Source organism: Longitalea luteola, assembly GCF_017356035.1.
Lineage (GTDB): Bacteria > Bacteroidota > Bacteroidia > Chitinophagales > Chitinophagaceae > Niastella > Niastella luteola.
This window is the reverse complement of sequence record NZ_JAFIQX010000006.1, coordinates 158,836-170,583: the sequence shown is the minus strand read 5'-3', so window position 1 is coordinate 170,583 and position 11,748 is coordinate 158,836. Positions and strand designations below refer to the sequence as shown.

Genomic DNA, 11,748 nt, shown 5'->3' with positions numbered 1-11,748 from the left:
CTTTAAATTATTCGAATTAAACCGTACCCTTTGAGGCCTGATTTGTAGCTATCCCTGAACCCTGAACCTGGCCCTTGAAAACGACCCTGACCGACACTGGTAACCTTTAAATTATTCGAATTAAACCGTACCCTTTAAGGCCTGATTTGTAGTTATCCCTAAACCCTGAACCAGATCCTTATCAAGTAGCCGTATCCAATGAAGCCCAAAGAAAACCTGACCTTTGAAAATGATTGACCAAACCCGATGAAACGTAACCTGATCTTATCAAACGAATGTCATCCAATCATCCGTAGAAAACCTGCTGAGAGGCAGGCAGGACCGTCAACTGGCCATGGGGCCCATTTGTACCCTTTGATGCACGCAATCCATAATCCGTATTCCGTACCCGGTAACAGCTGATCGCAGCGAGATCCAATTTTATGAAAGACCAGATTCAATGATCCTCTTGGAAACCATCCAAAGAGATTGTCCCGACTTAAAGTCGGGATTTTTTTTAAAATTATTTTTTTGTTATATTCGTAATGTAATTCTTATCTTCGGTTCATGGTAGGTGATAGACTGGTCATCAACCTCTCCAGCCAGCAATTACGGTAAAGCTTCTGATTGTAGGAATACAACGTTTACAAAAAATTGATTTTGATTAGATGCGTTTGAACAACATGTTCAATGCCTTAGCTTTTTGTTAAGGAGTTAACCGTGAAACTAAAACAACAATCGGTTATTGTTATATAGGATAAATCAATAAGTCGGCACGCACGGGGAAGCATAAATAAGCTGTATATGAGTGTGAGTACAGGCTGAAATAATCATTATGCTTCTGTCAACACGCCCTGTTTTTGCGCAGGGCGTGATCGTTTATATCCTTACATCACCGAAAATGCATCTGAGCATCAGCCGACAGTTATGTCAAGAACTTCTAAAATACGGTTCTCTCCTTTCTTGTTGCTTGCGTTTGCCATTCTGTTCCCGATAAATGTGCTTCGGCAGGTGCTGTAATATGTTCCGTTTAGTTTTCCCTCAGGTATTCCCATATGCATATTCCAACAGCAAAAGGCTGTTACTGTTACATAACCTTTAGGACTACATATTTGTTTTTACCCGATTCGGCTACTAATCATCAATATGCAGAAGCATTGTGGCCAAAATTTGCAAAGGGGTGGTTCGGGAGTGTATTTTTACATCGTTATAACAATCCAATGCAAATGAAACCGAAACCTAATCCTGAACCCTATAAGAAACATGACCCTAAATAATCCGAACCGATCCCTACCCTTGAACTGATTTGAAGCGCTAACATCCAGTGAATCTGACCCTTGCATGCACCGTTATCCAAATCCTGAACCGAAAACCCTGATCCGGACCAAAAGAAAACTGATCGTATCCTTTGAAACCAAGCCGGCCCTTATGAAACGAACCTGAATCCGATAATCCGAAGAAAACCTGAACTGGCCGTGGGGCCTCATTTGTACCCTTTGATGCACGCAATCCATAATCCGTATTCCGTACCCGGTAATAGCCGATCGTTTCGTTATCCAATTTTATGAAAGACCAGAATCAATGATCCTTTTGGAAACCATCCAAAGAGATTGCCTCCCGCCCAGTAAGGCGGGAGGTTTTATTTTCGTAAAGGACCTGGCAATGTCTTTTCTGATCCCTTGCACTTAATAGCAGCCTATAGATGGGTATTCAGCGTATTTAATGAAGTATAGAGGTATCTGTTATAGCTACTCCCAAGCCTGGCGCATCGCTGCAGGTCACTTTTCCAAAATCGAATTGTAAACCGGTAGCAATGTCTTCGGCCAGTAACAATGGGCCATCCATATCAACATAATCGAGTAAGGGATTCAGGTGGGCAATAGCCGCAGTGCCAACAGTACTTTCATTCATACTGCCAACCATCACCTTCATATCGAGGGAACGGGCCTGGGTTATCATGCGGCGGGCAGGTGTAATACCGCTGCATTTGGTGAGCTTGATATTGATTCCATGGAAATGACCATGGCATTTTTGTACATCCGCTTCAGTTACGCAGCTTTCATCGGCAATGAGTGGTAAAGGTGACCGCTTGTAAAGTTGTTTCATGCCTTCCCAGTCGTCTTTGGCCAGGGGTTGTTCTACAAATTCAACACCCAGGTCTTTCAACACCGGTAATTTTTCCAGCGCTTCATCAACGGTCCAGGCGGCATTGGCGTCAACGCGCAGGATGGCGTTCGTATGTTTACGTAAGGCGGTCATTATTTCAATATCCTGGTCGGTGCCCAGTTTGATCTTGTAAATGGGCCAGGGTTTTTCCTTCATCTTCTCAACCATTTTCTCAATGGTATCTATCCCGATCGTGTAGTCAGTGGCGGGCGCCTTTTGCATATCAAGTCCCCAGAGCTTGTAAAGCGGTAGCTGCCTGATCTTACCATACAGGTCCCAGGCTGCAATATCGAGCGCGCAAACGAGGAAATTGTTCTGTGGGTATAAATGATGCAGGTAATGCCAGTAGCGTTCGGGATCGGTGAAGGCGAACTTCTCAACGAACATTTTTTTTTGTTGCAGGTCGGCCACCATCTTTTCAACCGGAATATTGTAATAGGTGATGGCTGGCGCTTCACCATATCCTACTACCCCACGATGTTCAAGTTGAACGATCAATGAGGGCTGGTGGGTCTTGGTTCCTTTTGAAATGGTAAAAGGGTACCTGAACGGGAAATTAAAGGTCTTGTATGCGACTTTCATTAAGGTTGGTGGTCTATGTTGAATGGTGACAAAAACCAATGTGATAATTTGATGATGTGATGATGTGATGATGTGATAATGGAATGCCTGGCTGTTCCATTATCACATTATCCAATTATCGAATTATCACATTAGCTAATTACTTCTCCCTGCATCCCGGATGTACTCTTCCAGCTCTGTATTAAACTCTTTCTCCTTCAGCAACTGTTCCAGCGTAATATGCATCCGGTAACGCCAGTAATGTTTGGGTATGGCCGGCACATTTATGCGTTCCTCGTGCGGGTTGGCCCGTCGTAACGTTTCATTCATGCCCAGCAGATCCTGCAGTTGAAAAGTGGCCCACATAGCAGGCGAATCCAAATGCTGTATCACAATGGCTTTATTGATCCAGGCTTCACAGGTCGGTGGCGCATCGCCCCATTGCCCCAGCACATGGTTATAGAACCGCTGTGTTTTTGTGCGGTCCTCTTCCCACCAGCCGCGCACGGTGCTCATATCGTGCGTGGAGGGTGTTACCACCGATAAATAGGGCGCCTGTGCCGGATGAAAGAACTCAGTATGGATGTTTTTTGGCATCCGTTGTATTTCCAGGCTCAACACACCTAATTGTTTCATCACCTCCGGTACGCAATGCGGCACCATGCCCAGGTCTTCTCCACAAATAAGCATATTGGTTGAACGCTTAAGCGCCGGCAATTTACGCATAGCTTCCTGCATCCAGAAATGTTCCTGGCGGTGATAAAAATAATTTATATACAGATCTTTCAGTTTTTCCTGTTCGTGCCATTCCAGGTGCCTGAAGGAAGTGGTGCTTTCAACACCAATCCTGAAATGGTATTGCCTGCCTCCGGAGCCTGGTTCCTCAAATAATATAACGTTCGAAATAAGATCATACAAACCCTGCCGTAAGTGCTGATTTTCTTCACTGCGTTCCAGGGCATCAAAATAAGCTTCCACCTGTCGCTGGGTTGCAAATTCCGGCTTTAACGTATACTGGTTGCCGGTTGCATCGAGGAAGGGCTTGAACTTTTCATTGTTCGGACCGAATAATTCCCACAATACGCTGTCATTAATGTACGGCTGGCAATACCTGACTGCATTAAACCAGATGCCACGCTGTTCAAATTCTTCGACGTACACCGGCAATGCGTGAACAAAACGGCCCATAATGCCTTCTACTGCATGCGATGGAATGCTCCAGATGCGAAAGAAACCCAGAATATGGTCTATGCGGAATGCATCGAAGTAATTGCTCATTTGAATGAACCGCTGGTGCCACCATTCATAACCGTCAGCCGCCATCCGGTCCCAGTTGTATGTCGGAAAGCCCCAGTTCTGTCCTCGTACGGCAAAATCATCCGGTGGCGCCCCGGCCTGCATTTCCATATGATACAATTCCGGTTCTACCCAGGCATCGCTGCCATACCGATACACGCCAATGGGAATATCACCTTTTAAGATTATGCCATTTTTATGCGCATAGTCGGTTGCCTCCCGTAACTGGATATGCAAATGATATTGGGTGAAATAGTGTATGGCAATCTGATCGTATTGTTTGCTTTTGGGCGAAGCCAGTTTTTGAATGGCTTCACTATTATATGTAGTATTCGTTTTCCATTGATTGAAATCTGCCGTTCCATAGCGGTCGCGCAGGCTGCAGAAAACTGCATACGGAACCAGCCAGTGTTGATTGTTCTCAAAAAACTCCTGGTAATCGGGATCGTTTGCCAGTTCCTCCTTTTGCACCATGTATAACTCTTTAATAGCTGCCAGCTTTACATGCATTACAGCTTCATAATCCACATCGGGCAGTTCATTCAGCTGCGCTTGCTTCTTCTTCAGCGGCTTCAGGAGGTTGGCGTATTTCTTTCCGGCTACTTTATTAATGTTGAGGTACAGTGGATGTAAAGCAAATGCCGAGATCGCCGCATACGGGTATGAGTCTGCCCAGGTGTGCGTCGCAATGGTATCGTTCACCGGCAGTATCTGGATCATTTTCATGCCGGTCTTCACCGCCCAGTCAACCAGCAGTTTGAGGTCGGTGAACTCGCCGGCGCCGAATGAGTTCTTACTGCGCAGGCTGAACACCGGAATTACCACGCCGGCGCCTTTCCAGGTTGTATTGGGCAAATGAACGAACCCGTCGTGTAAGATGGTGAGCGTATTCACCAGTGCGTCGCCGTGCAACCACCGGTTCTCCCCGTCTTCATAACGAACAAAGGTTTTGCTTTTAATATTATAGACGCCGTATTTGTATTGAATGGGAAATGACTCCTTAGGCAGTTGCAGTTTTACCGTCCACCAGTTGTTTTCCCGGTGCAGTAATACCGGTTCCGCTTCATTCCAGTCGGCCATCGCTTTGGTGCTGCCCAGTAAACACACCACTTCGTTTTTTTGAAGCAGGGGTGCTTTTACCTTAAAGTAATGGGTGGCATGTTTAACCGCTTTTGCTTTCGTACGGGTTTCATTTTCTTTCAGCAGGATCTCCTGGAATGGAGCGGTATAAAAGGCGTTTTCGTATTCACCGGGATGGTTCCAGGTATCCAACACCCTGGTCTCCTGCATGGGATTTTTGGTAATGTCGATCGATTTCTTATCGTCCCACTCCTGCACCCGTTGTCCATCCAAACCCTGGTAAATGTAGGCGTATTCGATCGTATCTGTCTGAGGGTTATTAATAGTGACTGTGCCCGTCCATAGGTCATTGTTCAGCCAGGTTAAAGGAACTGCCTGCTCAATATTGTTATTTCCCAGCTCATCGGTATTCCCGGTAACAAAAAGGGCCTCGCCCGGCCGGGTGTAAAACCTTATGTAAAAATGGATCGTCATAACAGTAATAGTGTTTTTATAGTGCACTTTCCCGGCTTATGCAAAGGAAAAGCCAGATAAAGCATTCATGTTCAGAACGAAATTATTGCAAGCACGTTAATTAATGCTAAATGTGCCTTAAAGGCTCGGGATATTCCATGGACATTCACAGCAGGCCAAAACCAGAAGGGAATTGAGGTTTGAAAGATAGTAAAAAATACATACCCATTCTTTTAGGTTCCGAAGTTTCGCCCTATTTTTGCCCAAAATTTTTACGATATGGCTAATGGCACCTCTAAATTTATGTACTGGATCCTGTTTTTAGCATCTACAGCTGCGTTTCTTTTTGCTATTGCTACACATTGGGAATATCTGACCCTGATCCTGCCTTTTGTATGTACTTTTTTTGTAAAGGCTATGGACATCATTTAATCGTGAAACGGCAGACGGCAAACGTAAAACAGCCGTAAACTATTCATTAGACTTAACTTATATCGACATTATAATAAGAAATGCCCCTGGATTAACCAGGGGCATTTCTTATTTAATACATTGCTTTTAATTTATGAGTCGTTTGGCTATAGCAGGTGGCAAATGTTGAGGAAACCTTTTGCCGTATGCCGTCTGCCGTTTCACGGTATTATTGCCTTGAAATAACCTGCGTCTCGGGCTTTTCAATAAAGATGGTCTGTTTCAATTTCACCGAAACCGTCTGTTCATGTTTTACGGCAGGTGTCCATTGCGGCATGTTCTCAAACGCTTCAATAAGTTTATCGTTCAGGTCGTCGTTACCACCTTTGATGACATTGGCATAGATCACTTTCCCTTGCTTATCGATCACAAACTCAACCATGGCAAAGGTCTTTGCCTGGTTCTCCCCCAGGTAAGCCGCCATTTCTTTTCCCAGGTTATCGATAAACGCCTGGAACTTTTCATTGCCGCCGGGAAATACCGGTAAACGTTCCACCACCGTAGCAATTTCTGCCTGGTTATAGGTCTTAAGCGGGCGGCGTTCCTTTTTGACCACCACCACTTCTTTTTCCTTGGGAATGATGCCGTCTACCACATAATCACCTTTCTTCGATACCATGATCACGGGCAATTTGCGCGTTTTTTCGAAGTAGGTATATGCATGTTTCAATTCGTCGGCCATCATTTTATACTCGGGGAAATCCTTAATATATTTTCTCAGATATTCGCTGCTGCGCGGATTGTCGAAGCGAATGGGGAATATATGCACTGGAATGAAATCCTGGCCTTCACTGCGGGCATGGGCCGCCAGAATGTATAATTCTTCAATCTGTTCATTGTTCACCGGAATACAGCCTGTGGTAACGCAGCTGCCGTGGATGTAAATATCGCCGCCGGGCATCAGGGAATCGCTGAGGATCTTGTCTGATGCATTGGGATAATTCAAACCCAGCGACAAATGGTACTGGCTTTTGGGATTGAATTCATTGATATAGTAAAAGCCTTCAGGAACCTGGTAATCGCCCTGCATGCGTTTAGGGCCCAACGATCCGGCCATGGCGCATACCCGGTAGGTCTTAAACAATTTGAAGTTCTCGTTCAGGTCCTGTTTTACCCAAACTTCCAGCTGGCTGTCGTATTTGAAAGACCGTAAGTAAATGTATTTGGCAGGCCAGGTTAATCTTTTTTCCTCGAATTGCTTCATCAGGGTGTCCTGCTTATGCCTGAGCGCATCGTTCATGCGGGGAAAGGATCGCTGGTATTCGATAAAATTAATACTGGCAGCAACGGTTTGCGCTGATGCAGTTCTTACAAGGCCTAAGGCCGCCAGTAAAAGTATATACGAGTATCTCATGTAAGGTAACTGGAATTAAAACGAAAATAGGTTATGATTATTTACTGCATTCTGTGAATCGGTGTTAAAATTAATACAAACAAAGCACCAAAAAGCATTTTAGCTTATTCACATTGTGGAAAATACACAAGTCTTTGTACTTCACTTGTGAAGCCATAAATGATGTCAGCCTGTTTATTTATTCCAGTTCAGCACCGGTCACCATTTCATATTCAGCCAATTCAACAAGAAATAATGAATAAGGTTCATGCGAATTAAGGTTACCAGTTACCGGTTTCCGGTTACCAGGGAAAGACAGGACTTTCTGATGAATCGTATTACAGGTTTCAAAGCTTGCCACACCGGGCCTTCAGTTATCAGGACCTTAAAGCCGGCATACCCGGCACCGGTGAGGCTGTCATTGATTTGAGCCCCCGCAGCTGGTATCTGGTAACCGGTAACAGCATTTCAAAATGAGAAAGCCCGGAACAAAGATGTTTGCTTCATCTCATCCGGACTTTCCGATTGGCAGTTCTTCTCAATATTAATTACAAGTTTCCTCTCAGTTCCTGTTCCCGCTCAATGGCTTCGAACAGGGCTTTAAAGTTCCCTTTTCCGAAACTTTTGGCGCCTTTACGTTGAATGATCTCAAAAAATAACGTGGGGCGGTCTTCAACGGGGCGGGTAAAGATCTGCAACAGGTATCCCTCATCGTCGCGATCGACCAAAATGCCCAGTTCTTTCAATGGTTCCAGGTCTTCATCGATATGCCCTACCCGGTCGAGCAGATCGTCATAGTAGGTAGTGGGCACTTTGAGGAACTCTACACCGCGGTCGCGTAAGGTAGTCACGGTTTCAACAATATTATTCGTTGCCAGGGCTACGTGCTGGCAGCCTTCCCCGTCATAAAATTCCAGGTATTCTTCTACCTGCGATTTTTTGCGGCCTTCTGCCGGCTCATTAATGGGGAATTTAACAAACCCATTGCCATTGCTCATCACTTTACTCATCAATGCCGAATATTCGGTTGAAATATCATTATCGTCAAAACTCAAAATATTGCGGAAACCCAGTACTTCTTCATAAAAACCAACCCATTTGTTCATCTGGTTCCAGCCAACATTGCCAACGCAATGGTCAACATACTGCAGGCCGGTATCCGTTGGGTTGTATACTGTTTTCCATTCCTTGAAACCGGGCATGAAGGCGCCCGTATAGTTTTTCCTTTCCACAAATACATGCACGGTATCGCCGTAGGTATGAATACCGCTTAATACCACTTCGCCAGATTCATCGGTGAGGCGCGTAGGTTCCATATAGCTTTTGCCGCCCCGGCTGGTGGTTTCCTGCCAGGCTTTGGTAGCATCCTGAACGCGCAGCGCCAGCACTTTTACGCCATCGCCATGTTTGTAAATATGGTCGGCTATAGGGTTGCCTGCACGCAGGGGGGTGGTCAACACAAAGGTGAGTTTGTTTTGCCTGATGGCATAACTGGCGCGGTCTTTCACGCCGGTTTCCGGACCGGCATAGGCCAGGGATTGAAAACCAAAAGCGGTTTTATAGAAATGGGCAGCCTGTTTGGCATTGCCTACGTAAAACTCTACATAATCGGTTCCTTCAAGCGGTAAAAAATCGGTTTGCGTGGTCGGTGCAGCCGCCGTCAATGTGTTTGACATGGTATTTTAGTTTAAATGGTATTAAAGAATAAAGCCAGGCGTACAATTAACCCATAATTGCAGCAAAGAATAGCGTTAAAAGCGGGGTAAATCCTGTAAATGACTGTCCATAGCCAATGCTTCCATCAGCAGGCAATAGCCCATGCGTTTATCATTAAAAATCTTATGCGGGTAATCGGGTTGCATAATATAATATGGCTCAGTACTTAGGAAGCAAAGATAGAAAAATTGCTGATTTCCCCTCCCCCCTGACTTCCTTATCTTTGCCGCTTAACTAAATACTAACCATGCAAAAAATTGGTATTCTAGGCGGCGGACAATTAGGCCGAATGCTGTTACAGGCCGCAGCCAACTATCCCGTTGAAACATTCGTGCTGGAAAACGACGAATTTTGTCCGGCAGCCCATTTATGCCATCATTTTGTTAAAGGTGATATTCGCAATTTTGATGATGTGTACAATTTCGGGAAAGGACTGGATGCCATTACCATTGAAATTGAATCTGTGAATGACGACGCCCTCGAAAAACTGGAACAGGAAGGCGTACGGGTGTACCCCCGCGCTGCCGCCCTTCGCACCATAAAAAACAAGATCCTGCAAAAAGAGTTCTATAAAGAGGCCCAGATCCCTACTTCGTCTTTTGTTATTACACAGAACCTGGCCGAATTAAAGGCCAATGCCGGCTTCCTGCCTGCTGTACATAAGGTGGGTATCGGCGGTTACGACGGCCGGGGTGTTCAATTGCTGAAAACAGCCGATGACCTTGGCAAAGGGTTCGATGCTCCGGCCGTGCTCGAGAAAATGGTTACCATACAGCGGGAAATATCCCAGATCATTGCCGTGAACGATAAGGGCGAAACCGCTTTATACCCGCCTGTTGATATGGTCGTTGATCCCCGCCTGAACCTGCTCGATTACCAGCTTAGTCCGGCCGAGCTCACCGAAAAAACCTTATGGAAGGTGGAGGCTATTTCCCTGGCTGTGGTAAAAGGCCTTAAAAGCCCGGGCATCTTTGCCGTTGAGTTATTTGTCGACAAACAGGGTGATGTATTTGTAAATGAGACCGCGCCCCGGGTTCATAACAGTGGTCATCATACTATAGAAGCCAATTACAGTTCGCAATTTGATATGTTGTGGCGCGTTATGTTACAGTATCCCTTAGGCAACACCGGTCATATTCTGCCCGCTGCCATCGTTAACCTGGTGGGCGCCGATGGGTTTGAAGGCGAGGCGAAATACCAGGGGTTGGAAGAGGTGCTGCAAATGGAGAATGTATTTGTTCATCTCTATGGAAAAAAACAAACGAAACCTGGCCGCAAGATGGGGCATGTAACTATCGTCAGTAAGGACAAACAGGATTTGACGTATAAAGCGAACAGGATTAAAAATATATTAAAAGTAATAAGTTGACATCCGTTCTGCCTGCCGTTCATCTCTTTTTAATATCGAACCTTAGTTAAAATATTAATTTTGCGGGCGTGAAGCATAAGTAATGACGGCAATAGTGAAAGAATGCTTTCCTGTTAACGCAAAATGATTGATAGGGATGTTTTTTCACGTTTGCCGTTTTTTATTGTTTTACACCAACTAAACTTTTATAACTATCAGATGAACCGTAAAAGCCGGATTGTAATTGGAATTATTCTGTCCTTCATTTTTATTTCCTGCAAAAGTGAGAAAAAGAATAATGCTCCTGCCGCAGGCCGCCCCGGAGGCGGCGACCGTCCCGTACAGGCTGAGGCATTTATCGTCAGGACCAAAACCCTTAGTGAAAACCTCGAGATCCCCGGTACCCTGCTCCCCTTTGAAGTAACTGAGATCCGTCCTGAAATATCTGGCCGGGTGGTATGGTTAAACATTCCGGAAGGAAGTTATGTACAAAAAGGAACTTTGCTGGTAAAGTTGTTCGATGGCGACCTGCAGGCACAGCTCAAAAAGCTGCAGGTGCAATTGCAGATCGCACAAAAAACAGCCGAACGCCAGAAAGGATTATTAGATATCAAAGGTATTAGCCAACAGGAATATGACCTCAGCGAACTGGAAGTAAGCAACCTGAAAGCGGATATAGAACTAACCCAGGTAAACATCAATAAAACGGAAGTGCGGGCCCCGTTTGCCGGCCGCATCGGGTTAAAGAATATCAGTAATGGCGCTTATATCACTCCCACCACCCTGCTTACCACGATCAGCCAGGTAAGCCAGTTGAAAATGGAATTTTCTGTACCAGAGAAATACAGCGAAGCCATGCGCAAAGGCAGAAAGGTGAACTTTACCGTTGCAGGCAGTGATAATAAATTCACAGCCGCTATTCTGGCTACTGAATCGAATATCGAGGCCAATACCCGTACCTTAAAGGTGCGGTCGGTAGTACAGGGTAAACACGATCTGCTGGTGCCCGGCGCTTTTGCTAAAGTATCTTTGCAGTTAGGTAAGAATGATCATTCTCTCATTGTTCCTTCGCAGGCCGTAATACCGCAGGCGCGTAACAAACGGGTGATCGTTTATAAAGGTGGTAAGCCCGATTTCGCAGTAATTACCACAGGTATTCGTGACTCTTCGTATGTACAGGTATTAGATGGCGTGAAGGAAGGAGATACTGTAATAACCACGGCTTTGTTGGCAATACGCCCTGAAAGTAAAATTAAATTAACCAAAGTACAATAAGCCGGTTTCATGAGATGAGCCGTAAAATTTTCGGGCTGACATGCTGTGCGCGATGAAAGTTTTATGGTGA

The 11,748-nt window shown here is 45.3% G+C and carries 7 protein-coding genes; 2 read left to right on the top strand and 5 right to left on the bottom strand.

Annotated features, from left to right (window positions below):
- Nucleotides 1–1,698: 1,698 nt before the first annotated feature.
- The 5 genes from JUB15_RS16650 to hppD all read right to left on the bottom strand — a co-directional run bounded on the left by JUB15_RS16650 (nt 1,699) and on the right by hppD (nt 9,015).
- On the bottom strand, nt 1,699–2,727 hold the full coding sequence (locus JUB15_RS16650) for a dipeptide epimerase (protein ID WP_207513628.1): 1,029 nt from the start codon (nt 2,725–2,727) through the stop codon (nt 1,699–1,701).
- Between the two features lie 135 nt (nt 2,728–2,862).
- On the bottom strand, nt 2,863–5,556 hold the full coding sequence (locus JUB15_RS16645; RefSeq protein ID WP_207513627.1) for a 4-alpha-glucanotransferase: 2,694 nt from the start codon (nt 5,554–5,556) through the stop codon (nt 2,863–2,865).
- A 619-nt stretch (nt 5,557–6,175) separates the two neighbouring features.
- Complete coding sequence (locus tag JUB15_RS16640) at nt 6,176–7,360, bottom strand: L,D-transpeptidase family protein (RefSeq protein ID WP_207513626.1); 1,185 nt, start codon at nt 7,358–7,360, stop codon at nt 6,176–6,178.
- Nucleotides 7,361–7,538: 178 nt separating this feature from the next.
- The gene (locus tag JUB15_RS16635; protein WP_207513625.1) at nt 7,539–7,700 is read right to left on the bottom strand and encodes a hypothetical protein; all 162 of its coding nucleotides are present in this window, start codon (nt 7,698–7,700) and stop codon (nt 7,539–7,541) included.
- A gap of 187 nt (nt 7,701–7,887) precedes the next feature.
- Nucleotides 7,888–9,015: a 4-hydroxyphenylpyruvate dioxygenase gene (hppD, locus tag JUB15_RS16630; protein WP_207513624.1), complete on the bottom strand. Its 1,128-nt coding sequence runs from the start codon at nt 9,013–9,015 to the stop codon at nt 7,888–7,890.
- A gap of 287 nt (nt 9,016–9,302) precedes the next feature.
- Here hppD and JUB15_RS16625 point away from each other — a divergent pair, with 287 nt between their 5' ends.
- Nucleotides 9,303–10,424 carry a 5-(carboxyamino)imidazole ribonucleotide synthase gene (locus JUB15_RS16625; RefSeq protein WP_207513623.1) on the top strand — a complete coding sequence of 374 codons (1,122 nt, stop codon included), beginning with the start codon at nt 9,303–9,305 and terminating at the stop codon, nt 10,422–10,424.
- A gap of 198 nt (nt 10,425–10,622) precedes the next feature.
- On the top strand, nt 10,623–11,678 hold the full coding sequence (locus JUB15_RS16620) for an efflux RND transporter periplasmic adaptor subunit (protein WP_207513622.1): 1,056 nt from the start codon (nt 10,623–10,625) through the stop codon (nt 11,676–11,678).
- Nucleotides 11,679–11,748: the final 70 nt, after the last annotated feature.

Excerpts from the sequence above, each read along its gene's own strand:
- JUB15_RS16650 (WP_207513628.1), bottom strand. The coding sequence starts at position 2,727 with ATGAAAGTCGCATACAAGACCTTTAATTTCCCGTTCAGGTACCCTTTT.
- JUB15_RS16645 (WP_207513627.1), bottom strand. The coding sequence starts at position 5,556 with ATGACGATCCATTTTTACATAAGGTTTTACACCCGGCCGGGCGAGGCC.
- JUB15_RS16640 (WP_207513626.1), bottom strand. The coding sequence starts at position 7,360 with ATGAGATACTCGTATATACTTTTACTGGCGGCCTTAGGCCTTGTAAGA.
- hppD (WP_207513624.1), bottom strand. The coding sequence starts at position 9,015 with ATGTCAAACACATTGACGGCGGCTGCACCGACCACGCAAACCGATTTT.
- JUB15_RS16625 (WP_207513623.1), top strand. The coding sequence starts at position 9,303 with ATGCAAAAAATTGGTATTCTAGGCGGCGGACAATTAGGCCGAATGCTG.
- JUB15_RS16620 (WP_207513622.1), top strand. The coding sequence starts at position 10,623 with ATGAACCGTAAAAGCCGGATTGTAATTGGAATTATTCTGTCCTTCATT.